This is a genomic window from Variovorax sp. LjRoot84 (genome assembly GCF_964254305.1).
Lineage (GTDB): Bacteria > Pseudomonadota > Gammaproteobacteria > Burkholderiales > Burkholderiaceae_C > Variovorax.
The window spans coordinates 6,149,613-6,173,230 of record NZ_CAXUTE020000001.1 but is presented as its reverse complement, the minus strand read 5'-3'; the positions used below and the strand labels follow the sequence as shown (position 1 = coordinate 6,173,230).

The following is a 23,618-nucleotide window of genomic DNA, read 5'->3' as shown; positions in this document are numbered from 1 at the left end:
CAGGAGTGAAACCATGTCCACGGCAACCCCCTTTGCTTCCGTCAAGCTTCCGGCCGCGCTGGTCGACAAGGCGCGCAATGCGGCGCAGCCCATGCGCCGGTCGGTGGCCAGCCAGATCGAGTACTGGGCCACCCTGGGCCGCGCGCTGGAGCAAGCGGGCCTGTCCACGCAGGACAGCCAAGCGCTGATTGCGCGCGAGGAATCGGCGGCCTACGCCGTCGAGGTCAACGTGCAGCCCGCCCTCTCACCCGAACTCGACGCCTTGCACGGCCACGTGCTGGCTTTGGCGCAGTCCGGCGCGTTGGCTGAGCGCGCCAAGGTGGCGGTGGCCGAGAACCGCGCCAAGGCAGCGCCTCGTGCGCGTGGCCGCAACGCGGCCTGATGCCGGTTCTTCACCTGATCGCCGGCCCCAACGGCGCCGGCAAGTCGACGCTCTACCGTTATCTGATCCAGCCGCGCTATCCGCAGCTGCCCTTCATCAACGCCGATCTGTACGAGCGCGAGCAGCTCGGCCATGTCCGCCATGCGGTCCGGCGATCCGAGGCCGCCCGGGCCTGGGCCGATGCGCAACGCGTGGCGCATCTGCGCGCCGGGCAGTCCTTCGTCAGCGAAACCGTCTTTTCGCATCTTTCCAAGCTGCAGCTCATCGCCGATGCGCGTGCGCTCGGCTTCGAGGTGGTGCTGTACATCGTGTGCCTCGACGAGCCGCGCCGGCTGCTGGAACGCGTGCGGCAGCGCATTCACGAAGGCGGCCACAGCGTGCCCGCGGACAAGATCCTGGCGCGCTATCCGCGAACGCTCGAGAACCTGCGCCTGGCCGTGCGCGAGGTGCAGCTCGCGATGCTGTTCGATGCGACGGACACCGACGCGGGCGGCCCGCACCTGGTGGCCTCGGTGGTCGCGGGCCAACTCCAGCCGCATGGGCCGTGGCTGCCCGGCTGGGCGCGCAAGGTGCTGAGCCCGCTGGGCGATGCGGCTTAGGGCCGCATCAGCGCCTCGATCTCGTCGGCCTTGACCGGCACGCCGCGTGAGATCAGCTCGCAGCCGGTCTCGGTGACGATTGCGTCGTCCTCGATGCGAATGCCGATGTTGTGGAACTGCTCCGGCACGCCCTCGCCCGGACGCACGTAGATGCCCGGCTCGATGGTCAGCACCATGCCCGGCTTCAGGATGCGGCTGGGCCGGTTCTTGATGACTTCGTTCGACAGCGGGTCCTTGCGTTCGCTCACCTCGCCCACCTGGGTCGGCTCGACGTAGCTGCCGCAGTCGTGCACGTCCATGCCCAGCCAGTGGCCGGTGCGGTGCATATAGAAAGGGAAGTAGGCGCGCTGCTCGATCACGTCGTCGACGCTGCCCACCTTGTTGGCGTCCAGCAGGCCCAGGTCCAGCATGCCCTGCGATAGCACCTTCACGGTGGCCTCGTGCGGATCGTTGAAGCGCTGCCCGGCCCGGGTGGCCGCGACTGCCGCGTCCTGGCTCGCCAGCACCAGGTCGTACAAGGCGCGCTGCGGGCCGGTGAACTTGCCGTTGGCCGGAAAGGTCCGCGTGATGTCGCTGGCGTAGCCGTCGAGCTCGCAGCCGGCGTCGATCAGCACCAGTTCGCCGTCGCGTACCGGTGCTGCGTCGGCACGGTAGTGCAGCACACAGGCATTGGCGCCCGCGGCCACGATCGAGCTGTAGGCCGGGTATTGGGAGCCGCCGAGGCGGAATTCGTGCAGCAGCTCGGCGTCGAGGTGGTACTCGCGCACGTCCTTGCCCTCGCGCAGCATGCGCGCCGACAGCTGCATGGCGCGGATGTGGGCCCGGGCGCTGATCTGCGCGGCGCCGCGCATGGTGTCCTGTTCGTGCGCATCCTTGACGAGCCGCATCTCGTCGAGCGGCCCGCACAGGTCGCGCTGCTCTTCGGGGCACAGCGCGCCGTAGCGCACCCGGGCGCGCACTGCCGACAGCCAGCCGTCGATGCGCGATTCCAGCCCCTTGTGCGTCGCGAAGGGGTACCAGACGGTCGACCTGTTCTCCAGCAGCCGCGGTAAACGGGCGTCGAGTTCGTCGATCGCAAAGGCCTCGTCGACGCCGAGCGCGGCCGGCGCTGCCTCCGGCCCCAGCCGGTAGCCGTCCCAGATCTCCCGTTCCAGATCCTTGGGCGCGCAGAACAGCGTGGCACGACCTTCGCTTGTGAGTACCAGCCAGGCATTCGGCTCGGGGAAGCCCGTCAGGTAATAGAAATAGCTGTCGTGGCGGTACAGGAAGTCGGTGTCCCGATTGCGTGGCCGCTCGGGCGCGGTGGGAATGATGGCGATGCCATCGGCGCCCAAATAAGTAGAAAGATGTAATCGGCGGGCGGCTTGATGATTTGCGGTCATAACGTCACTATGCAATACCTTTGTAACTTCACTAGGGGAGAGTGGAAACACATAAGGAAAAGATTTGCAAGAAGGGTTGCCCGGTAGGACTGCACCCACGTACAAACGCACATCTTTGTCATATTGGAGGTGTTTTTGTTGAAATTTATCCATAAAAGCGCGCTTCTCCTGGTTGTTGCCGCAGGCGCGTTATCAGCTTGTGGAGGTGGGGGTGGTGGTGGCGGTGGTGGCTTTGCGGGCCTCGCCGCCGTGAGTGACCCGGGTACGGGCACGACGACCGGCAGCACGCCGATTCCGAATGACGTGGTCGACAGCTCCGGCAATCTGGCTGCCGACGCCTACAAGGCGACTGCCGCCCAGTTTGCGAAGGATGCAGGCATTGCTTATCGCTATGGCAACGCGCCGGCCGTGAACAACACCGGCATCCCGACCCTGGCGACCCGGCCGGACCAGACGATGAGCTATCACGCCGGTACTTGGCAGGTTGGTGGCCCGGTTCTCAGCGAGGCTGGCCTGTATTCGACCAACCAGGCGCACGTCGGCTTCGTCGCCGACAACACGGCTGCGCGCGTTGGGGTGGGCGATCTGCAGATTTCCGCCATCGACCACAACACCTTCGCGCAAGCGCCGCAGCTGCCCTGGCAGGAAGCGGCAGCCTGGGATGGCAGCGCCGGACGCGACAACTACAACATCAGCACCTACAAAGCTGCCGGGCAGGTGACGGGCGAACCGGTGGCGGTGGCGCGTTGCGGTGGTCGCACGGGCTTCTGCGCGACTTCCCTGGTGGCTTTCCAGAACGGCTTGATCGGCACCGCCGGCACCAACACCGCCAACAATCGCGTCTCGGTGAAGCTGCCCGCCAACAAGGTGCCCACCGGCATGGCCGTCACCAACACCAGCGAATACGCGCTGGTGACGGTGTGGGACACGACGGCGCTGAAGGGCCAGGTGGCGGTGATCTCGCTGGCGGGTCTGTGCAACAACTGCGACCCCTACAACCCCAATGGCGGAACCGCGACCGGCATTCGCGATACGAAGTACAGCGCTTGGTACGACTGGTGGCATGAGTGGATGGGCGTGTACCCGGGCCTGCCGAACATGGGCAACACCGCCTTCATGAAGGTGCTGGGCTACATCGACCTGCCGGGCATGAACGCCCCGACGGAAATCGCCGTCACGACCGGCTTCGATCAGTTCCAGACTTCCTTGCCGGAGAAGAACGGCGAGTTCATGGGGCAGACCTATTCGCCGCTGACGGACGCGGCCAAGCGCGCCAGCTTCAGCGGCTCGGGCAGCAATGCCAACCGGTACGCCAAGGCGGGTGTGGCAGTCGTCATCTCCAAGTCGGAGAAGAAGGCCGCCTTCATCGACCTGAAGCCATTGTTCAGCTACGTCAACAGCGTGTACTTCGGTACCGGTCCGACGGAGTTCACGAACCTGGGTCAGGCCGACAACCAGTGGCCGTACACCTTCGCCAACAAGCCGCAGCAGACGCCGACGGTGATCTCGACGGTGGCGCTGGATGACCGGCCGACAGCGGTCAGGACCACGCTGTTCGGCAGTGTGCACCGCGCCTGGATCGCCACCGAAGCAGGCTCGCTGCGCATCTTCGGGCTGGGCAACGTGCCCACCGGCACCACGGCCGCGGATATCACCGAGAAGAGCCGCGTGGCCATCGGCAAGAATCCGACTTCGCTCGCCATATCCAAGATCGATCCGGACGACACCAGCTTCGAACCGCTGAACCGTCAGGTGCTCGTGGCTTCGCGCGGCGATCGCAAGGTCCAGTGGGTAAGGTTCGCGGCCGATGGCAACAGCGGCAGCGTGGTTCGCGAATTGGCGGACAGCCGTATCGTCGACCCTATCGCGGTTGAAGACGCCGACAACTTCTCGAACGTGGGGCACGTGCTGACGATTGCGGACTACACCGGCAAAAAGGTATCCAACTACCGCTATGGCCCGGTGTTCTTCTCTGATCGTGGTGGCTCCTGGACCTGCCAGCCGCCGGGCGGATGCCCGGTCCAAGCGACTGGTGACGTCAAGATCGAGTTCGGCGGCAGCTACACGATGGAAGGCAAACCCTTCCAGCTTAAGACTGCCAACGTGCCTTGATCGGCTGAGAACTGCGCTCAATTGAACTGCGGCCCGCTCCATGCGGGCCGCTTTTTTTTGCGCCCAAGTCTGGCGGCCGTAGCGTCCAGGTCCTTTTCGATCGCCCATATGACAGTAAGAAGTAAGACAACATCGGAGTGCCTGGATTTGCGTTGAAGTCGTCACCAAGCACAACCTTGGTAACACCGCCCTAGGGAGCCGGAAACACACAGGAAAGGAAGTGCAAGAGAGGTTGCTCGCACCGGGCAACCCCCGTAAAAACCCCAACTTAACCAATTTGGAGGGATTTGCGTGAAAGTCACAGATAAAAGCGCGCTTCTGCTGTTTGTTGCGGCAGGAGCGCTCGCTGGTTGTGGAGGTGGGGGAAGTGGCAGCAGTGGCGGGGGAGGCTTCGCTGCCCTGGGCGCTGAAACATCGGCTCCGGCTGCTGCCGCGCCGGCAGAAACTACCGCGACCAAGGAAGCAGCGCCGATCAGCAAGCTCGATTCGAGCTGGACCAAGGTCGCGGACGAAAATCAAAGCTTCGTGCTGAGCTCGGCGCAGGTCGTGCAGTACGGCGCGAACGACACCTACACGAACAAGTCGCTGTCGGGCACGGTTGCCTGCAGCAATGCGACCTTTGGCGACCCGCTGCAATACGTGGCGAAAGCGTGCTACGTGCAGACCGCGACGGCGCCGGCACCCGCACCCGCACCCGCCCCCGCCCCCGCACCCGCACCCGCGCCTGCACCCGCACCCGCACCCGCACCCGCGCCTGCACCCGCACCCGCGCCTGCAGCGGGAACGCGGCTCGCCGGTGAGGGTTCGTCATTCAGTGTCGCCTCTGCCACCCTGGTCCAGTACGGGGCCGGATCATCGTGGGTTCAAAAGACGGTCACCGGCACCGCCAACTGCACGAACGAATACTTCGGCAAGGATCCCGTGCCGTTCGTCGTGAAGGCTTGCTATTCCCTCGGTGCAGCAACTGCGCCGGCTCCTGCGCCAGCTCCGGCTCCGGCGCCCGCCCCGGCACCGGCCCCGGCACCGGCCCCTGCACCCGCTCCGGCGCCCGCCCCGGCCCCCGCGCCGGCACCGGCTCCGGCTCCGGCACCCGTCTCCGGCGACGTCGTCGACAGCGCCGGCAACGTGCAAGCCAGCGCGTACCGCGCCATGGCACCGGTTCTCGCCAAGGCAGAAGGCATCGCCTACCGCTATGGCAACGCCCCGGCCGTGAACAACACCGGCATCCCGACGCTGTTCAAGCGCGCGGACCAGACGATGAGCTACCACGCCGGCACCTGGCAGGTCGGTGGCCCGGTCCTGGCGGACGCAGGCCTGTACTCGACCAACCAGGCCCACGTGGGCTTCGTCGCCGACAACACGACGTTGCGCATGGGCGTGGGCGACCTTCAGGTCTCCGCGATCGACCACAACACCTTCGCGCAAGCGCCGCAACTGCCCTGGCAGGAAGCGGCCGCGTGGGACGGCAGCGCCGGACGCACCAACTACAACGTCAGCACCTACAAGGACGCCGGCCTCACGACCGGCGAGCCGGTGGCGGTGGCGCGTTGCGGCGGGCGCACGGGCTTCTGCGCGACCTCGCTGGTGGCCTTCAACAACGGCCTGATCGGCACCGCCGGCAGCAACACGGCGAACAACCGGGGCTCGGTGAAACTGCCCGCCAACAAGGTGCCGACCGGCATCGCCATCACCAACACCAGCGAATACGCGCTGGTGACGGTGTGGGACACGACGGCGCTCAAAGGCCAGGTGGCGGTGATCTCGCTGGCGGGGCTGTGCAACAACTGCGACCCCTACAACCCCAATGGCGGAACCGCGACCGGCATTCGCGATACGAAGTACAGCGCTTGGTACGACTGGTGGCATGAGTGGAACGGCGTGTACCCGGGCCTGCCGAACATGGGCAACATCGCCTTCATGAAGGTGCTGGGCTACATCGACCTGCCGGGCATGAATGCGCCGACCGAGATCGCCGTGACCACGGGCTTCGACCAGTTCCAGACGGCGCTGCCGGAGCAGTACGGCGAGTTCATGGGCCGGACCTACTCCCCGTTGACCGACCCGGCCAAGCGCGCGACGTTCTCGGGTACCGGCAAGAACGCCAACCGGTACGCCAAGTCTGGTGTGGCAGTCGTCATCTCCAAGTCGGAGAAGAAGGCCGCCTTCATCGACCTGAAGCCATTGTTCAGCTACGTCAACAGCGTCTACTTCGGCACCGGTCCGACGGAGTTCACGAACCTGGGTCAGGCCGACAACCAGTGGCCGTACACCTTCGCCAACAAGCCGCAGCAGACGCCGACGGTGATCACCACGGTGGCGCTGGACAGCAAGCCGACCGCGGTGAAGACGACCATCTTCGGCAACGTGCACCGTGCCTGGATCGCCACCGAAGAAGGCTCGCTGCGCATCTACGGCCTCGGCAACGTGCCCACCGGCACCACGGTCACGGACGTCGTCGAGAAGAGCCGTGTCGCGATCGGGAAGAACGCGACCTCGCTGGCGATCTCGAAGATCGATCCGGAGAACAAGACCATCGAACCGCTGAACCAGCAGGTGCTCGTGGCTTCCCGCGGCGATCGCAAGATCCAGTGGGTGAGGTTCGCAGGCGACGGCAACAGCGGCAGTGTGGTTCGCACCCTGCAGGACTCGCGCATCGTCGACCCGATCGCGGTCGAGGACGCCGACAACTTCGCAAGCGACAACATGGTGCTGAGCATTGCGGACTACGCCGGCAAGGCGGTGTCGAACTACCGCTACGGTTCCGTGGTCTTCGCGGGCGGCGGGGCCTGCTCGGCGTCATCGGGCGGCTGCCCGGTGCAGGGCACCGGTGGCATGAACATGGAGTTCGGCGGCAGCTTCACGATGGAGGGCCGGCCCTTCACGCTCAGGTCGGCCAACGTGCCCTGATCGCCCAGACCGTGATCTAGCCTGTCTACGGCCCGCCTTGTGCGGGCCGTTTTTTTTGATTCAGCGCCGCCAGTCGCTCGGGCGTGCCGACGTCGGTCCAGTCGCCGGCGTAGAGCTCGGCGCCGACCCGGCCTTCCTCCATCGCCGCGCGCAGGATGGGCGCGAGCGGCGCCTTGGCGCCCTGGGCATTGCCGGCGGCAATGGTGCAGTACGGCGGCGCGAACAGCGCCGCGCGGTACAGGCCGATGGTCGAGAAGGTGTGCTTCAGCGGCGCGTCGTTCAAGGCCAGCCCGGCCGGCGAAATCCCGAAGTCCCCGCGCAGGTTGTGCGGCGGATTCGGCACCAGCCACAGGTGGGCAAGCCGTCCGCTGGCCGCGAAGCGGTCGACCGCTTCCCGCGTGAACGCGAACTCCGGCGCGAACACGTCGCCCGCCAGCACCCAGAAGATGTCCCCGAGGAGCGGCAGCGCCCGCACGATGCCGCCCGCCGTCTCGAGTGCGCCGCCGAAGTCGCGGCCCTCGTGCGAGTAAGAAATGGCGGAAGCCGCATAGCGGTGCCCGAAGCGAAGCGGGATCTGCTCGCCCAGCCAGTCGGTATTGACCACGAGCTCGGTGAAGCCGCCCGCCGCCAGCGCCTCGATCGGCCACTGCATCAGCGGCTTGCCTTGAACCTCGAGCAGGGGCTTGGGCGTGACATCGGTCAGCGGCCGCATGCGCACGCCGCGCCCGGCGGCGAGGATCATTGCCTTGATGCTCACGCTGCCTCGGCCTTCTCGATCGCGCCGCGCTTCAATGCGTGCCTTTCCGCGTGGCCCGGCACGAACAGCGCCTCCAGGGCCTCCATCACCGCCCTCGCCTTGGCCGAGTGGTCGGCGCCAAAGTTGCACACGTAGACATCGAGCGTCACGCCGCGCTGTTCGGGCCAGGTGTGGACGCACAGGTGCGACTCCGCCAGGAGCACGGTCGCTGTCACGCCGCCCGGACCCAGCGGCGTGGCCGGAAAGGTGTGGAACAGCGTGCCGACCGCCTGCAGCCCGGCAGCCTCCACGGCCTTGACGCAAGCCGCGCCGACGGCCTGGGCGTCCACCAGCCAATGCGTCCCGCAGCGGCAGTCGTGGAGGTCGGCGGTGAGATGCAAGCCATGCATGGGCGGCACTCTAGCAGCCCGACCTCTGCCCCGGACGGCCCCCCCGAAGCGCGCCCGTTAAAATACCGGGTTCCCCCTAACCTGCCCCCCAGAAAGCCGATCAGATGGCCAACCAAGCCTTGATGGCCAACGCGATTCGCGCGCTGGCAATGGATGCCGTACAACTTGCAAACTCGGGGCATCCGGGCGCGCCGATGGGCATGGCCGACATGGCGGTTGCGCTGTGGGGCGAGCACCTCCAGCACAACCCCGTCAATCCGCACTGGTTCGACCGCGACCGCTTCGTGCTGTCCAACGGCCATGCCTCGATGCTCATCTACGCCGTGCTGCACCTCACGGGCTATGCGTTGCCGGTCGAGGAGCTCAAGCGCTTCCGCCAACTGCACAGCAAGACCGCCGGCCATCCCGAAACGGGCGTGACGCCCGGCGTCGAAACCACCACCGGTCCGCTGGGCCAGGGCATCACCAACGCGGTCGGCTTCGCGCTGGCCGAGAAGCTGCTGGCCTCCGAGTTCAACCGCAAGGATCACGCGATCGTCGATCACTACACCTACGCCTTCCTTGGCGACGGTTGCCTGATGGAAGGCATCAGCCACGAGGCCGCGGCGCTGGCCGGCGCCTGGAAGCTGGGCAAGCTGATCGCGCTGTACGACGACAACGGCATCTCGATCGACGGGCGGGTCTTGCCCTGGTTCATCGACAACACCGAAGAACGCTTCAAGGCCTACGGCTGGAACGTGATCGGCCCGATCGACGGCCATGATGTGAAGGATGTGTCCAAGGCCATCGAGAAGGCGAAGAAGCACACCGACCGCCCGACGCTGATCATCTGCAAGACGCAGATCGGCAAGGGCAGCCCGAACCGCGCCAACACCGCCAAGGCGCACGGCGAACCGCTGGGCGCCGACGAGATCGGCCTCACGCGCACCGCGCTGCAATGGGCGCACGAGCCCTTCGAACTGCCGCACGCCGTGTACGAAGAGTGGGATGCCAAGGCCGCCGGCGCCCAGCGCGAAGCCGCGTGGAACGACAAGTTCGCCGCCTACGCGAAGCAGTACCCCGACCTGGCAGCCGAGTTCACGCGCCGCATGAAGGGCGAGCTGCCGAAGAACTTCCATCAGACCGCTTTCGACACCGTGGTCGCCGCCCACACCAAGGGCGAGACCGTGGCTTCGCGCAAGGCCTCGCAGCTCGCGCTCGAAGCCTTCACCGCCGCCCTGCCCGAACTGCTGGGTGGCAGCGCCGACCTGACCGGCTCGAACCTCACCAACACCAAGAGCACGCCCGCCCTGCGCTTCGACAAGGACGGCGCCGTGGTCCGCACCGAAGGCAACGAACAGGTCCCCGACGGCCTGCCGGGCCGCCACATCAACTACGGCGTGCGCGAGTTCGGCATGGCGGCCATCATGAACGGCGTGGCGCTGCACGGCGGCTTCATTCCCTACGGCGGCACCTTCCTCACCTTCAGCGACTACAGCCGCAACGCGATCCGCATGGCGGCGCTGATGAAGCAGCGCGTGATCCACGTCTTCACGCACGACTCCATCGGCCTGGGCGAAGACGGCCCGACGCACCAGTCGATCGAGCATGCCGCCTCGCTGCGCCTGATCCCGAACCTCGACGTCTGGCGCCCCGGCGACACCGCCGAGACCGCGGTGGCCTGGGCCGTCGCGCTGCAGAACGCCGACCGCCCCACCGCGCTGCTGCTGTCGCGCCAGAACCTGCCCTACTCGCCCAAGAAGGACCTGAGCGACATCAGCAAGGGCGCCTACGTGCTGGCCGAGCCCGAGGCCGTCGGCCTCAAGAACAAGAAGCTCAAGGCCGTCATCATCGCCACCGGCTCCGAAGTGCAGCTTGCGCTGAAGGCCCAGGAGCTGCTGGCGGCAAAGAGCATCGGCGTGCGCGTGGTCTCCATGCCGTCCACCACCACCTTCGACCGCCAGGATGTGGCGTATAAAAAGAGCGTGCTGCCCAAGGGAACGCCGCGCATCGCGGTCGAAATGGGCGCCACCGACGGCTGGTGGAAGTACGGCGTCGCAGCCGTCGTCGGGATCGACACCTACGGCGAATCGGCACCCGCGGGCGTGCTGTTCAAGCATTTCGGATTCACGGCAGAGAACGTCGCTGCCACGGTCGAAGCGGCGCTCAAGCGCTGACATCGACTGCATCACCCAGTTTTCAACCCTCCAGGAGCAAGGCACATGGCTATCAAACTCGGCATCAATGGCTTCGGTCGCATCGGTCGCAACGTTCTCCGCGCGGCGGTGCAGAACTTCAAGAACGACATCGAGATCGTTGCCATCAACGACCTGCTCGAGCCCGACTACCTGGCTTACATGCTCCAGTACGACTCGGTGCACGGCCGCTTCCAGGGCGAGATCAACGTCGAGGGCAACACCCTCATCGTCAACGGCAAGAAGATCCGCCTGACGCAGGAACGCGATCCCGCGCAACTCAAGTGGAGCGACGTCGGCGCCGACATCGTGCTCGAATCCACCGGCCTCTTCCTGACCAAGGAAACTGCGCAGAAGCACATCGACGCGGGCGCCAAGAAGGTGATCCTGTCCGCGCCCAGCAAGGACGACACGCCGATGTTCGTCTACGGCGTGAACGACAAGAAGTACGCCGGCGAGGCCATCATCAGCAACGCCAGCTGCACCACCAACTGCCTGGCGCCGCTGGCCAAGGTGCTGAACGACAAGTGGGGCATCAAGCGCGGCCTGATGACCACCGTGCACGCCGCCACCGCGACGCAGAAGACCGTCGACGGCCCGAGCAACAAGGACTGGCGCGGCGGCCGCGGCATCCTGGAGAACATCATTCCCTCCAGCACCGGCGCTGCCAAGGCGGTGGGCGTGGTGATTCCCGAGCTCAACAAGAAGCTCACCGGCATGAGCTTCCGCGTGCCGACCTCCGACGTGTCGGTGGTCGACCTCACGGTGGAACTGGTCAAGGAAGCCACCTACAAGGAAATCTGCGCCGAAATGAAGGCGCAAAGCGAAGGCGCGCTCAAGGGCGTGCTCGGCTACACCGAGGACAAGGTGGTCGCCACCGACTTCCGCGGCGACCCGCGCACCTCGATCTTCGACGCCGAGGCCGGCATCGCGCTGGACGGCACCTTCATCAAGCTCGTGAGCTGGTACGACAACGAGTGGGGTTACTCGAACAAGTGCCTGGAAATGGTGCGGGTGGTGGCGAAGTAAATCGCTTCAACCTCAAGCAATGGCGCGCCTTCGGGCGCGTTTTTGTTATCAAGCCCCATCACCGACCCGTCGTGCCGCGCGGCCGCACCACCACCTCGAGGCCGAGCAGTTGCAGCACGTCGAGTGCCTTCTGCAATTGCACAGTCGGCTTGCCTGCCTCCAGATCCACGATGAAGCGGTTCCCCGTGTTGCCCAACCCGGCGATATCCAGCTGATTCAGTTGCAGAGCGCGGCGACGTTGGCGGATCAGCTCGCCCAGTTCGGTGGTGGAATGCACGACGGTGCCGTTCAAATTACCGACAGGTAAGTTCGAGGCTGATTCGGTCATGGATCTTCCGTTTAATTACCTTTCGGTAATTTTGTGTCTTGAGCCTGTAGAAAGCCAAGAAATAATGACCGCTCGGTAATTCAAGGTATCACACCGGCTCCAACACGTGGATGACCCGGTTCTCGGTCCACTCCTTCACTTGGGCGCCGTAGGCCGCCATGTGCGGTGCGGCGGCATGGGCCTGCAGCGCGGCCAGCGTTTCCCACTTCTCGATGACGACGAAGGTGTCCGGGCCGAAGGAGCCGCGTGAGGGCGGCATGCCGGCTGCGTCCACCGTGGCGTTGTATTCGATGCAGCCCTGCTCGGCCAGCACCGCGGGTCGGTTGGCGCGGAAGGCTTCGAGGATCCGATCGCGTTGGCCGGGCTTGGCCGTGATGACGGCGACGACGTGAATCATGGGCAGGTGCTCCTCTTGGAATGGAGCGTCGAATTTAGAGCCAAGAAGCCGTTCGCGCCTGTCGCGTCGGGAGCGGCCCTCGTCAAGCCCTGGCGCCCACCGGCCCGGCCGGGCGCCACCCGCGCTCGGGCATGTCGTGGGCGTGGTGGAGTTGCATGCCTTGCGTCACGAAGCTCATGACGCCGCGGCGCCGAAGGGCGTCGTGTCGCGGCCCGCGGAAATGAAGGCGGACTTCGTGTAGCCGCGCTGGTCGCGGGGCTGGCGCTCTCCCCACGATCCGATCCAGCACACGGCTCGAGAGGTTGTCGGGCCTGCCCTGGTTGGGCACGCTCCGCCGCATGACGCCCTACGCGCCGGCCCGCGCCGCCCAGCGGCCGACCTGCTCGGCCAGCCAGGGCCCGTCGTCCAGCGGCAGGTCATGGCCGGCCGTGGGATGTTCGACCAGCTCCACGCCCCACTGCCGCGCCAGGCGCCGCGAGCAGCGCACGTCCACCAGGGCGTCGCGCGCGCTGCCGAGCATCAGCAAGGGCACGGCCGGCGCCTGCACCGGCGCACGGTAGCGCGCCGCGGCCAGCAGCTGCCGCAAGGCGTTGGATGGCGACACCGGCCGGGCTTCGCGCAGCGCCGTCCAGTCCTCGATCACGGCCGCGTCCGGCTGCAGGTGGCGGCTGGTCAGGCGCAGGATCGTTTGCTCGCGTCCGCGCGCGGCCTGGCGCGCGAACAGAAGACCGAGCAAGGTACCGTAATTCGCCGGACGCAGGCGCCTATACCAAGGGCTGAAAGGGCGCAGGCTGGTGTTGATCAGCACGCAGCCGGCGAGCTCCTGGGGATGCATCGCGGCCCAGTCCACCGCGACCATCGCACCGAGCGACATCGCGAGCAGATGCCAGGGCGGCTCGACCCCAAGGGCTAGCAGCTGCCGACGGCAGTCTTCCATCGTCGCCTCGATCCGCGCCGGGCTGCGTGCCTGGTTCAGGCGCCCGTTGCCGGGGAGGTCGAGCGCCACGATCCGAGCCCCCGGCAGCCGCTCCCGCAGAAGCTCGGGGAAGTGCCCCCAATGGCCGCTTTCACGCGTCAACCCGCGCAGCAGGACCCAGGTGCTCATAAGGGCTGTCGTCCGTACCACCTGGCCATCGCCTGCTGCCGGTGATGCGCTCTCTGTTCGCCGGCAGGCAGCCATCGTTCGTAGCTGCACACGGCCCGGGTGATGAAGTCCAGCCAGCCGATGTGCCGGCGCAGCACGCGCTGCTGCCGGTGCTCGATCATCGGATTGAAGATGCCGTGGCGCGAGAAGATCTGGCGCGGGTTCTTCTTGATCCACAGCCACGAGCCCATTTCCAGCGTCACCGGCAGGAACACCGTGTCCGGCCGGTTGGTGGCGCCGAGGTACAGGTGGTCCCACAGGTCGCCGTGGGCCAGGTACTGGCGGCTCTGCGGTTCCAGCACGTAGCGGTGATGCAGCAGCGTCTGATCGAGGATTTCGCACAGGGCATGCATCTCGGGAAGATGCGCGATCGGGCGGGAGGTGTGCGCGTAGGGAAACCAGATGCGGTCGGTCAGGCCGAAGCCGGAGTGGCAATCCACCGCGACGCTCAAGGGCCGGCCCAGCAGCTCGGTCTCGACCAGCGCGCACAGCGCGGCGCTCTCGCATTCCATCGGCTGGCCCTGCCGGCCGCGGTACCACGGCAGGCCGGCGCTGATGCGCTGGCCGCCGACCAGGTAGGGCACCCGCTCCTTCGACTCGACCGGCGCATTGCGCATCAGGTCGACGCCGTTGGGATTGGCGCGCGTGCCGAGCCACAGCCCGCCCGGATTGACCAGCGGCATGAACACCAGGCGCATGGCCTCCAGTTGCCGGTGCAGCGTCTCGTCCCACGCGAGCCGCATCACGATGCTGCGCAGGTAGGCGATCGTCACCTCTGCGCCGATGCGCTCCAGGCCGTGCACGCCGCCGAAGAAGCCGACCGCCGGCGCATCCGCTCGCGCGCTGCCGAGCACGAAGGCGTGGACCGGAAAGCGCTGCTCGCCGGCCACGACCTCACACAGCACGCGCTGCTCCATCAGCGGGCCCGCCAGCTGGGCGAGCCTCTGCAGCTCCAGCAGTTCAGGCAGATCCGTCGGATTCACTCGTCAAATGGAAGTCGGGTGAACCCAGGATAGCGGCATTGCATGCCATCAACGTGTCATATGACGCTCTTAGGGTGGGACCATGCCTCACATGCTCTGGCCCACCACGACTCATTCCATCCGCGCACTCGGCGGCGCCCTCGTCTGGGGCGTGGTCGAAGTGGTCGCTCTGGCGCGCTCGCGCTGGAGCGCCCGCAGGCACACCAGCCACTAGCGCCGGATTGCCCTAGTCCGCCAGCACCATCCACGACACGCCGAAGCGGTCGGCCACCATGCCGAAGGCCGGCGAGAAGAAGGTCTTGGCCATCGGCATCTGCACCTGGCCGCCTTCGCTCAGGGCCGCGAAGAGGCGCCGGGCTTCGGCTTCGTCCTTTGCGGTGAGCGCGAGCGAAATGCCCTCGAACTTGGGTTGTCCCGCGGCCATGCCGTCGGAGGCCAGCAGCTCGGTCTCGCCGATCTGGAAGGACGCGTGCATCACCTTGTCCGGCGAGATGGGCGCGCCGGAGCCGTTGCCGCATCCTTCGGCGCCGGCCGGGTCGGGGTTGTCCTTGAAGCGCATCAGATCTTTCACCTTGGCGCCTAGCTTGCTGCTGTAGAACTCGAGCGCCTCTTCGCAGCGGCCGTCGAAGAACAGATAGGACTGGACTTTCATTTCGGATCTCCTTGGGGGTGGGTGGGGGGATATCGCCGATTCCGGCTTCAGCTCTTGGGAAAAGCGCTCATGTCCATGTACGCCAGCTCCCAGAGGTGGCCGTCCAGGTCCTCGAAGCCGTGCTGGTACATGAAGCCGTGGTCCTGCGCCTTGTTGGGCGTGCTGCCGCCGGCGGCCACCGCCTTGGCGACCTGCGCATCGACCTCGGCGCGGCTGTCGCACGAGAGGCACAGCAGCACCTCGGTGCTCTTCTTGGCGTCGGCGATGGCCTTGGGCGTGAAGGTCTTGAAGTAGCTCTCGACCAAGAGCATCACGAAGATGTTCTCGCTGACGATCATGCAGGTGGCGTTCTCGTCGGTGAACTGCGGGTTGAACTTGAAACCGAGCGCTGTGAAGAACGCGACCGATTTGTCGAGGTTCTTGACCGGCAGGTTCACGTAGATCTGGGTCGCCATGCGTGTCTCCTTTGGAAAGTGCGGTGGGGTCGGGGGGAAAAAAGTCACACGTTGTGTACAACGTCCACAAGAAAGATAGCAGACATAATGGACGCTGTCCACATGGAATTGAAAATGAGTGTTCCCAGCCCCGTCCCGCCTGCACGCAGCACCTATCGCCATGGCGATCTGCGGCGTGCGCTGCTGGAGGCGGGGGTCGAGTTGGCGCGCAGCGGCGGGCCCGAAGCGGTGGTGCTGCGCGAGGCCACGCGGCGCGCCGGCGTGGTTCCCAATGCGGCCTACCGGCACTTCGCGAGCCGCCAGGCGCTCTTGCAGGCGGTGCGCGCCGCCGCGCTGGCGGCGGTCGCGACCGCGATGGAGGCCGAGCTCGCGGCGCAGCGCACCGATGGCGACCCTGCCGAAGCCGCCCGCGCTGCGGTGCGCGCCATCGGCGCCGGCTACCTGCGCTTCGCGCAGACCGAGACCGGGCTGTTCCGCACCGCCTTCTGTGCGCCGGTGGATGTGGAAGACGCGCCGCCCGAGGCCAAGAGCGGCCAGAGCGGGCTGAATCCCTTCGAGCTGCTGGGCGCCGCGCTCGATCAGCTGGTCGCGGCCGGCGCGCTGCCGCCCGAGCGCCGCCCCGGCGCCGAATTCCTGGCCTGGTCCGCGGTGCACGGCCTCGCGCTGCTCATCATCGACGGGCCGCTGCGCGGCATGCCGCGCGAGCAGACGGACGCGCTGGGTCAGCAGCTGCTGGACATGGTCGAAAAAGGTCTCTAGCGACCATGACCGGGCTGCGCCGCGTGAAGCCCCATCGCCCGCTTGCCGCGGCTGCCGCCATCGACTTCGCCGCGCCCTCGCATGAGGTCGCGCGCCTGTTGATCGGCGTCACGCTGCTGGTCGACGGCGTCGGCGGCCGCATCGTCGAGACCGAGGCCTACGACCGCGACGACCCGGCCTCGCACAGCTTCGGCGGCCCGACCCAGCGCAACGCCGCGATGTTCGGGCCGCCGGGGCGCGCCTACGTCTATCGCTCCTACGGCATCCACTGGTGCCTCAACTTCGTCTGCCGCGAGGAAGGGCATGGCGCCGGGGTGCTGATCCGCGCGCTGGCGCCGGCGATGGGGCTCGAGCGCATGCGCGAGCGCCGCGGGCTGGAGGACATCCGCCTGCTCTGCGCCGGCCCCGGCCGCGTCGCGCAGGCGCTGGGCATCGACGGCGCCTTCAACGGCCGTGCGCTGGACCGCCCGCCCTTCGTGCTGCTGGCCGCGGCGCACGACCATCCGGCCGTGATGGTCGAGACCGGGCCGCGCATCGGCATCTCCAAGGCGCCCGACGTGCCATGGCGCTTCGGCGAGCGCGGCTCGCGCTTTCTCAGCAAGCCCTTCCGTGCGGCAGCGCGCGGCGCGATCAGTGCGCCCCCAGGTTCTCCTCGCGGGCGACCTGCTGCAGGCTCTCGTAGATGAGCCGGCGCGGCGCGACCTTCCACCCCAGCAGCGCCTCGATGGCCGCCACCGAGCGCATGGCCATGAGCGAGTGCCCGCCGAGATCGAAAAAGTTGTCGGTGCGGCCGATCTTCTCGACCCCCAGCAACTCCGACCAGATGCCGGCGATGACCTGCTCGCTGTGGGTGACCGGCGGCACGTAGCTGCGCCCGTCGGCCAGCACGATGTCGATGACCGGCGCCGGCAGCGAAGCGCGGTCGACCTTGCCGTTCGGCAGCATCGGCATCGCGGCGAGCGCGACGAAATGCTGCGGGATCATGTAGTGCGGCAGGCGCGTGCGCAGGTGCTCTCTGAGCAAGAAGGGCGTCGGCGCCGTGCCGATGCGCGCCACGCTGTAGGCCACCAGCCGCACGTCTTCTTCGCTCTGCGCGTGCGTCACGGTGACGCAATGCGCAAGATCCGGATAGTCCAGCAGCGCGGACTCGATCTCGCCCATCTCGATGCGGTAGCCGCGCAGCTTGACCTGGTGATCGGCGCGGCCCAGGTGCTCGAGCACGCCGTCATGGCGCCAGCGGCCGAGGTCGCCGGTGCGGTAGAGCCGTGCCTCCGCGTCTTCGCTGAAGGGGTCGGGCACGAAGCGCTCGGCCGTCAGTGCGTCGCGGTGGTAGTAGCCGAGGGTGACGCCGGCGCCGCCGACGTACAGCTCGCCCGGCACGCCGATCGGGCAGCAATGGCCATGCTCGTCGAGCACCCAGACCGTGGTGTTGTCGATCGGCCGCCCGATGGCGATGCCATCGCGCGGCGACTCCACCTTCCAGGCCGTGGTCCAGACGGTGGTTTCGGTCGGTCCGTAGATGTTCCAGAGCTCGGCGCTGCGCTCCATCAGCCGCTCCGCCAGGATCGGCGGCAGCGATTCGCCGCCGATCAGCGCGCGGAAGCCGGGCGATCCGGCCCAGCCGGTTTCGATCAGCCCGCGCCACCCCGAGGGCGTGGCCTGCAGCAGCGTGACGCCATGCCGTTCGAGCAATGCGCGCAGCGCAGCCGGCTCGTGCACCTGCTGCTGCGAGGCGATGACCACCTTCGCGCGCACGACCAGCGGCAGCAGCAGGTCGAGCACCGAGGGGTCGAAGGACGGGCTGGTGATCGCCAGGACGCAGTCATCGGCCGCGAGCCCCGGCATCTTCACCATGCCGGCCAGGAAATTGACCACGCCGCGGTGCGGCACGCGCACGCCCTTGGGCTGGCCGGTGGAGCCCGAGGTGTAGATCAGGTAGGCCTCGTCGGCCGGCGTGGCATCGAGCTCGGGCTGCGGCTCGAGCGCGTCGCCTGAGCTGCCGGCCGTCAGCCGCTCGTCGTCGACCCGCAGCATCGGCACGTTCAGCCCGTCGAGGATGGCGCTCGCGCTGCGCTGCGTGAGGATGGCAGACAGGTCCGCGTCGGCCGCCATGAAGCGCAGCCGTTCCACCGGATAGTCGGGGTCCAGCGGCACGTAGGCCGCGCCGGCCTTCATCACCGCCAGCTGCGCGATCAGCATCGCGGGGCTGCGCTCGATGCACAGGCCGACGCGCTGGCCGCGCGCGATGCCGCGCGCGCGCAGCACGCGCGCCAGCATGTTCGACTGCGCTTCGATCTCGCCGTAGCCGAGCGTGTGGCCATCGGCGTCGATGACGGCCACGCGCGTGCGAATCTCGGGCGCGCCCAGGTCCAGGTAGCGGTGCACCAGCTGCTGCGCGGGCAGCGGCGCCCTGGCGCCGTTCCAGCCGTGGCGCAGCAGGCTCATCTGCGCCGGCGAGAGCATCTCGTGCTCGGACAGGTGGCGCTCGGGCTGCGCGAGCAGCCGCTCGACCAGCGACAGGTAGTTCTCGAGCATGCGCGCGGCGCTGGCCGCGCTGTAGAGGTCGGTCGCGTATTCGAGGTGGATGCGATGCGCGAACTCAGTGTCGATGTGCATCGACAGATCGAACTGCGCGGCCGTGCGCTCGAAATCGAACTCGTCGACCTCCAGGCCGAACAGCTCCGGCTTGCCCACCGGCGCATTCAGCACGTTGAAGAGCACGCGCACCGGGCCTTCGGGACGCAGCGCGCGGTCGTGTCCCAGCGCATCGATCAGCTCGTCGAAGGGCGCCTCCTGGTGCGTATAGGCCTCGAGCGCGTTCCTGCGCACGCGGTGCACGAGTTGCGTGAAGCTCGGGTCGCCCGCGAGGTCGGTGCGCATCACCAGCGTGTTGACCAGCGTGCCGACCAGCTGCTCCGCGGAGAAGCGATGCCGGTTCGCGATCGGCATGCCGATCGCGACGTCGTCGCTCTTGGCCTGCCGCGACAGCATCAGCACGAAGGCCGACAGGTAGATCACGAAAGGCGTGACGGCCTCGCGGCCACCGAATTCGCGCATCGCCTCGCGCAGCCGCAGCGGCAGCTCGGCCGAGACGCGCGCGCCCTTGGCGCTGGCCTTGGCCGGACGCGGGAAATCGGTGGGCAGGTCGAGCTCCGGCAAGTCGCGCAGGCGTTCGAGCCAGTACGCCAGGTGCGGGCGCCGCGCCTCGACCGATTCGGGCCGGCGCTGCCAGGCGGCGTAGTCGGCATAGGCAATCGCGGGCGGCGCCGATTCCGGCCTGCGACCGGCCGCCAGGGCGCCGTACGCGGCCAGCGCTTCGCGCATCAGCAGCGCGCCGGCCCAGTTGTCGGTGATCGCGTGGTGCAGCAGCCAGAACAGCACATGCTCGCGTTCGCCGAGCCGGATCAGGGTCGGCCGGTGCAGCGGCGCCTGCGAGAGATCGAAGGGTTGCGCAATGCGATCCGCCAGCAGCGCGCGCGCCTGCTCGTTGCCCTCGCGGCCGGGCAGATCGCTCAGGTCGATGAACTCGATCGGCACCGCGAGCTTCGGCGCGATGGATTGCATGGGCTCGTCCTCGCCCATCACGAAGGCCGTGCGCAGGCCTTCGTGCCGCTCGACCATGAGGTCGAGCGCCTGCTGGCACAGCGCCGGGTCGAGCGCGCCGCGCAGCCGGATCGCGATTGGCACGTTGTAGGCCGTCGATGCCGGGTCGAAGTGCTGGATCACCCACATGCGGCGCTGCGAGAGCGAGGCCGGCAGCGGCCCGCTGCGCGGCACACGCTCGATGTCGCCGTCATGCGCGGCGGCTGCCCCGCCGCCCGATGCGGCCTGCCGCGCCACCTGCGCCGCCATCGCGGCGACGCTCGCATGCTCGAACAGCTCGGCGAGCGGCAGCTCGACGTCGAAGCGCTGCCGGATGCGCGAGAGCACCTGCGTCATCCGCAGCGAGTTGCCGCCGAGCTCGAAGAAGCTCTCGTGCACGCCGAAGGCGCGCGTGCCCAGCACTTCGCGCCAGATGTCCCAGACGGCCTGTTCGCGCGCGTCGCGCGGCAGCACGGCGCCGGGCCGCTCCTCGGGGGTGGCCAGTGCCTCCTCGTCCAGGGCCATCGCCTCGTCGCCGCCGGTATCGAGCGGCGCCGCCAGCGGCAGCTCGTTCGCAAGAAAGGCCTCGCGGCAGCGGTGCCGCTGGATCTTGCCGCTCGAGGTGCGCGGCAAGGCGCCGGCGCGCACCAGTGCCACTGCGTGCACCGGCAGCCCGTGCTCCACCGCGATGGCGCGGCGCACCGCGCTGAAGACCGCCTCGGTGTCGGTGGGGACCGGGCGCCGCTGGAGTTCCAGTGCCAGCACCACCGCTTCTCCGCCCGGCGTATCGACCGGGAAGGCGGCGCCGTGGCCCACGCGCAGGTCGGGATGGGCGCGCTCGGCGCTCCATTCCAGGTCTTGCGGATAGTGGTTCTCGCCGTGGACGATGACCAGGTCTTTCAGTCGCCCGGTAACGAACAGCTCGCCGCGGTCGAGAAAGCCCAGGTCGCCGGTGCGCAGGAAAGGCCCGGCGCCATTGGCCAGGTGGCCGCCGAAGACGGCTTCGCTGGCCTCGGGCTGCATCCAGTAGCCTTCGCCCACGCTCGGCGAACCGACCCATATCTCGCCGACCTCGCCGTCGGCACACGGGCGCCCGGCTTCGACGACCAGGAGCTCGGTGTCGGGCATCGCCCGCCCGCAACCGACCAGTCGGCGCGCGTCGCGCGATGTGTCCGCGGCGGGTTCGAAGCGATGGGCCAGCAATGCGGCCGCATCCGCCGAAACGATGCGAGGCGGCGTGCCCGGCGTCGTCGAACTCACGCCCAGCACGGCCTCGGCGAGGCCATAGGACGGCGCGAACGCATCGGGGCGCAGGCCGGCGGCGCCGAAGACCGCCAGCACGCGCTCCACCGTGGCGGCGCGGATCGGCTCGGCACCGCAGGTCAGCGACACCAGGCTGTCGAGGCGCATGCCGAGCGCCTTGTCGCCCAGTGCCTGCAGGCAGGCGGCGTAGGCCGACTCGGGTGCGCCGCTGTGCGTGATGCGATAGGCCGCGATGGCTTCCAGCCAGCGCAGCGGCCGGCGCAGAAAAGCCACGGGCGACATCAGGTAGCTGGTCGCGCCTGCGATCACGGGCGCCAGCACGCCGAACACCAGCCCGTAGTCGTGGAAGTGCGGCAGCCAGCAGAGCGCCCGGCTGGCGTTGTTTCCATGATTTGACGCGACCACCGCGCGGATGTTGGCAATCACGTTGGCATGCGTCAGCCGCACGCCGCGTGGCGCCGAGGTGGAGCCGGAGGTGTATTGCAGGTAGGCGAGGCTGGCGGGCACGAGCGCCGGCGGCGCGAAGGCTGGCGTCTCGGCGCTGTCCAGCGACGCCGAATCGGGTAGCGCCATCCAGCGCGCCATCGCGAAGGTGGCCGGGTCCAGCGTGGCGGCCGCCGCATCGAGCAGCGATGCGCTGGTCAGCACCAGCGCGGCGCGCGAATCGGCGATCAGGCTGCGCAGGCGCGGCGCCGCATGGTGCAGCCGCACCGGATCGGGCGCGGGAACCGGCACCGCCACCCGGCCCGAGAGCACGCAGGCCCAGAACACGCGCACGAAGTCCAGCCCGGGCCCGAAGGCGAGCAGCACGCGGTCGCCCGCGTGGGTCTGGGTCGACAGCCAGGCGGCGATGCCGTGGACATCGGCCTGGAGCCGGCCATAGCTGCTCTCCTGCGCGACGCTCAGGTCATCCCTGAGAAAGCCGTAGGCCAGCTTGTTCGCATGCGCTTCGCACTGCACGTCGAACAGCGATGCCAGGGTGTCGGGCAACACGCGGGGAGCAGCGGTGGACAAGACGGTCTCGGTCGAAGAATGAAACATGGATGGACTTGCCCCTGGGAAGACATCACGCCGGTTAGAACCAAAGCCTTCGCCATTATGTTGCGGTGCAGCGGAATGTCTTTCCTTGCGATCCCGTCGCGGTGTAGGCCAACGCCTATCCGACACGGGGTCCCGGGTGCGGGTCAAGCGCGATCGAGCACCCGCAGCACACGGCCGTCGCCGACGAAGGACTCGTCGACCAGCATCCGGAACACGGCGTCCCGCGGGAAGCGCGGCAGCGCGAGCGCCGGTGCCAGGAACTCGACTTCGAGCGCCTGCGCCGTTCCGCGCCGGAACGCGCGGCCCGGCGCCACCAACCATCGAGCCGAGAAGCCTTCGTTGTCCACCACCAGCGCGCAGCGGTACTCGCCTTCCGCAATGGGCACGTCCTGCGAAGGCAGTTGCGAGGCGCGCATCGTGAGTTCGACCAGGGCGTGGGGATGGAATGCGCTTCGGGCCTCGAAACCCGACGAATCGGCGGCCCCGGGCGCCGTACGCCGCAGCTTCGCGAAGAGCCAGGCGACGACGCTGCCGATGACCGGCAGCCACAGCACCATCAGCAGCGTGCCGACGTCGCGCGCGGTCGATCCCGGCGCCGCGAAGTGCCGCAGCAGCGCGCCGCCGACGGCCACGCACAGCAGCACGATCACGATCAACCTGCGCCGTGCCTGGATGGTCGTCATGGCGCGGCCGGATCGGGGCCGGCGGCCGGCGCGTCCGCGGGCCGGCTGCGGCGATGGCCGGGCTTGGCCAGGATCTCGGCATAGAACTGCGCGCCGCCCTCCTTCGCCACGCCGTCGACCAGCGCCGTGAGCGCGGACAGGTGAACCGGTTCGGCCGCTTCGGGCGTCGGGCCGAACTTGCAATCGAAGTCCCAGAAGTCCGCGCCTTCGGGCAGATCGCGCCGCCGTTCGCGCTTGACGTATTTGCGAAGCTCGTGCTTGACGGCCTCCAGAATCCGGTCGGGGTTCTTGCCTTCGATATGGAGCTGGAATGTCTTTTTCATGGGCGATCCTAACGCGCCGGCGGTGCCGTACGCCCTCCGACGCAGTGACATCGCGGCGCGAAATGCGCGATCATTCGCGCCATGGATCCCATCACCTCCATCGATCGCTACGTACCCGACTACGCGCACGCCTGCGAGGTGTGCGGTACCACGCCGGTGGTGGCCGGCATGAAGGCCGAGAGGCTGGTCTATCTCGCCACCATGTGCGGCCCCTGCCTGTGGAACGAGCCCAAGGCGGTGGACCCGGCGACCTGGAACGAAGCGCCTCCCGATTGAT

At 67.9% G+C, this 23,618-nt stretch carries 22 protein-coding genes; 10 read left to right on the top strand and 12 right to left on the bottom strand.

Translation table 11 applies throughout. The features are described 5' to 3' along the window. The first annotated feature begins 13 nt into the window (after positions 1–13). Both ACSQ9I_RS30435 and ACSQ9I_RS30430 read left to right on the top strand, forming a co-directional pair. On the top strand, positions 14–382 hold the full coding sequence (locus ACSQ9I_RS30435; RefSeq protein WP_436306201.1) for a TA system antitoxin ParD family protein: 369 nt from the start codon (positions 14–16) through the stop codon (positions 380–382). Beyond that, positions 382–981, top strand: a complete 600-nt coding sequence (locus ACSQ9I_RS30430) for a zeta toxin family protein (protein ID WP_436315664.1) — start codon at positions 382–384, stop codon at positions 979–981. Before ACSQ9I_RS30435 ends, ACSQ9I_RS30430 begins: the two co-directional genes overlap by 1 nt. Here the strand turns inward: ACSQ9I_RS30430 and ACSQ9I_RS30425 are convergent. Next, on the bottom strand, positions 978–2,363 hold the full coding sequence (locus ACSQ9I_RS30425) for an aminopeptidase P N-terminal domain-containing protein (RefSeq protein WP_436315663.1): 1,386 nt from the start codon (positions 2,361–2,363) through the stop codon (positions 978–980). The two genes, ACSQ9I_RS30430 and ACSQ9I_RS30425, sit on opposite strands and share 4 nt — an antisense overlap. 249 nt (positions 2,364–2,612) lie before the next feature. Here ACSQ9I_RS30425 and ACSQ9I_RS30420 point away from each other — a divergent pair, with 249 nt between their 5' ends. Both ACSQ9I_RS30420 and ACSQ9I_RS30415 read left to right on the top strand, forming a co-directional pair. Further along, positions 2,613–4,475 carry a hypothetical protein gene (locus ACSQ9I_RS30420; protein ID WP_436315662.1) on the top strand — a complete coding sequence of 621 codons (1,863 nt, stop codon included), beginning with the start codon at positions 2,613–2,615 and terminating at the stop codon, positions 4,473–4,475. Positions 4,476–5,000: 525 nt separating this feature from the next. Then, a complete protein-coding gene (locus ACSQ9I_RS30415; protein ID WP_436315661.1) occupies positions 5,001–7,382 on the top strand; it encodes a hypothetical protein in 2,382 nt (793 codons plus the stop codon). Between the two features lie 25 nt (positions 7,383–7,407). Here ACSQ9I_RS30415 and ACSQ9I_RS30410 read toward each other — a convergent pair whose 3' ends face one another. Both ACSQ9I_RS30410 and ACSQ9I_RS30405 read right to left on the bottom strand, forming a co-directional pair. Continuing rightward, positions 7,408–8,124 carry a nucleotidyltransferase family protein gene (locus ACSQ9I_RS30410; RefSeq protein ID WP_436315859.1) on the bottom strand — a complete coding sequence of 239 codons (717 nt, stop codon included), beginning with the start codon at positions 8,122–8,124 and terminating at the stop codon, positions 7,408–7,410. Positions 8,125–8,135: 11 nt separating this feature from the next. Further along, the gene (locus tag ACSQ9I_RS30405; RefSeq protein ID WP_436315659.1) at positions 8,136–8,528 is read right to left on the bottom strand and encodes an S-adenosylmethionine decarboxylase family protein; all 393 of its coding nucleotides are present in this window, start codon (positions 8,526–8,528) and stop codon (positions 8,136–8,138) included. A gap of 104 nt (positions 8,529–8,632) precedes the next feature. Between ACSQ9I_RS30405 and tkt the strand changes: the two genes are divergently transcribed. Then, a complete protein-coding gene (gene tkt / locus ACSQ9I_RS30400; protein WP_436315658.1) occupies positions 8,633–10,684 on the top strand; it encodes a transketolase in 2,052 nt (683 codons plus the stop codon). A gap of 45 nt (positions 10,685–10,729) precedes the next feature. Then, entirely contained in the window at positions 10,730–11,731 is a 1,002-nt protein-coding gene (gene gap / locus ACSQ9I_RS30395) for a type I glyceraldehyde-3-phosphate dehydrogenase (protein WP_093107137.1), read from the top strand. 58 nt (positions 11,732–11,789) lie between these two features. Here the strand turns inward: gap and ACSQ9I_RS30390 are convergent, their stop codons facing one another. From ACSQ9I_RS30390 to ACSQ9I_RS30375, 4 genes are all read right to left on the bottom strand, one after another. Then, the gene (locus tag ACSQ9I_RS30390) at positions 11,790–12,059 is read right to left on the bottom strand and encodes a helix-turn-helix transcriptional regulator (RefSeq protein WP_436294134.1); all 270 of its coding nucleotides are present in this window, start codon (positions 12,057–12,059) and stop codon (positions 11,790–11,792) included. Between the two features lie 88 nt (positions 12,060–12,147). Beyond that, entirely contained in the window at positions 12,148–12,456 is a 309-nt protein-coding gene (locus ACSQ9I_RS30385; RefSeq protein WP_093107141.1) for a putative quinol monooxygenase, read from the bottom strand. A 346-nt stretch (positions 12,457–12,802) separates the two neighbouring features. Further along, the gene (locus tag ACSQ9I_RS30380; protein WP_436315657.1) at positions 12,803–13,561 is read right to left on the bottom strand and encodes an alpha/beta fold hydrolase; all 759 of its coding nucleotides are present in this window, start codon (positions 13,559–13,561) and stop codon (positions 12,803–12,805) included. Then, the gene (locus tag ACSQ9I_RS30375) at positions 13,558–14,517 is read right to left on the bottom strand and encodes a M14 family zinc carboxypeptidase (protein WP_436315858.1); all 960 of its coding nucleotides are present in this window, start codon (positions 14,515–14,517) and stop codon (positions 13,558–13,560) included. Before ACSQ9I_RS30375 ends, ACSQ9I_RS30380 begins: the two co-directional genes overlap by 4 nt. Positions 14,518–14,665: 148 nt before the next feature. Between ACSQ9I_RS30375 and ACSQ9I_RS30370 the strand changes: the two genes are divergently transcribed. Next, positions 14,666–14,797, top strand: coding sequence for a hypothetical protein (locus ACSQ9I_RS30370; RefSeq protein ID WP_436306192.1), 132 nt, complete (start codon positions 14,666–14,668; stop codon positions 14,795–14,797). Between the two features lie 12 nt (positions 14,798–14,809). Here the strand turns inward: ACSQ9I_RS30370 and ACSQ9I_RS30365 are convergent, their stop codons facing one another. Beyond that, on the bottom strand, positions 14,810–15,235 hold the full coding sequence (locus ACSQ9I_RS30365; protein ID WP_436306191.1) for a VOC family protein: 426 nt from the start codon (positions 15,233–15,235) through the stop codon (positions 14,810–14,812). Between the two features lie 47 nt (positions 15,236–15,282). After that, positions 15,283–15,690 carry a VOC family protein gene (locus ACSQ9I_RS30360; protein ID WP_436310214.1) on the bottom strand — a complete coding sequence of 136 codons (408 nt, stop codon included), beginning with the start codon at positions 15,688–15,690 and terminating at the stop codon, positions 15,283–15,285. Between the two features lie 114 nt (positions 15,691–15,804). Here ACSQ9I_RS30360 and ACSQ9I_RS30355 point away from each other — a divergent pair, with 114 nt between their 5' ends. Both ACSQ9I_RS30355 and ACSQ9I_RS30350 read left to right on the top strand, forming a co-directional pair. Then, positions 15,805–16,449 carry a TetR/AcrR family transcriptional regulator gene (locus tag ACSQ9I_RS30355; protein ID WP_436315656.1) on the top strand — a complete coding sequence of 215 codons (645 nt, stop codon included), beginning with the start codon at positions 15,805–15,807 and terminating at the stop codon, positions 16,447–16,449. A gap of 5 nt (positions 16,450–16,454) precedes the next feature. Continuing rightward, complete coding sequence (locus ACSQ9I_RS30350; protein ID WP_436315655.1) at positions 16,455–17,135, top strand: DNA-3-methyladenine glycosylase; 681 nt, start codon at positions 16,455–16,457, stop codon at positions 17,133–17,135. Here ACSQ9I_RS30350 and ACSQ9I_RS30345 read toward each other — a convergent pair. From ACSQ9I_RS30345 to ACSQ9I_RS30335, 3 genes are all read right to left on the bottom strand, one after another. Beyond that, positions 17,080–22,308: an amino acid adenylation domain-containing protein gene (locus tag ACSQ9I_RS30345; protein ID WP_436315654.1), complete on the bottom strand. Its 5,229-nt coding sequence runs from the start codon at positions 22,306–22,308 to the stop codon at positions 17,080–17,082. The two genes, ACSQ9I_RS30350 and ACSQ9I_RS30345, sit on opposite strands and share 56 nt — an antisense overlap. A 170-nt stretch (positions 22,309–22,478) precedes the next feature. Beyond that, a complete protein-coding gene (locus ACSQ9I_RS30340; protein WP_436315653.1) occupies positions 22,479–23,018 on the bottom strand; it encodes a hypothetical protein in 540 nt (179 codons plus the stop codon). After that, positions 23,015–23,341, bottom strand: coding sequence for a DUF6172 family protein (locus ACSQ9I_RS30335; protein WP_436315652.1), 327 nt, complete (start codon positions 23,339–23,341; stop codon positions 23,015–23,017). Before ACSQ9I_RS30335 ends, ACSQ9I_RS30340 begins: the two co-directional genes overlap by 4 nt. A gap of 81 nt (positions 23,342–23,422) precedes the next feature. On the opposite strand from ACSQ9I_RS30335, the gene ACSQ9I_RS30330 reads away from it, so the two are divergent. Continuing rightward, positions 23,423–23,617, top strand: coding sequence for a hypothetical protein (locus ACSQ9I_RS30330; RefSeq protein ID WP_093107159.1), 195 nt, complete (start codon positions 23,423–23,425; stop codon positions 23,615–23,617). The last annotated feature ends 1 nt before the right edge of the window (position 23,618 follow it).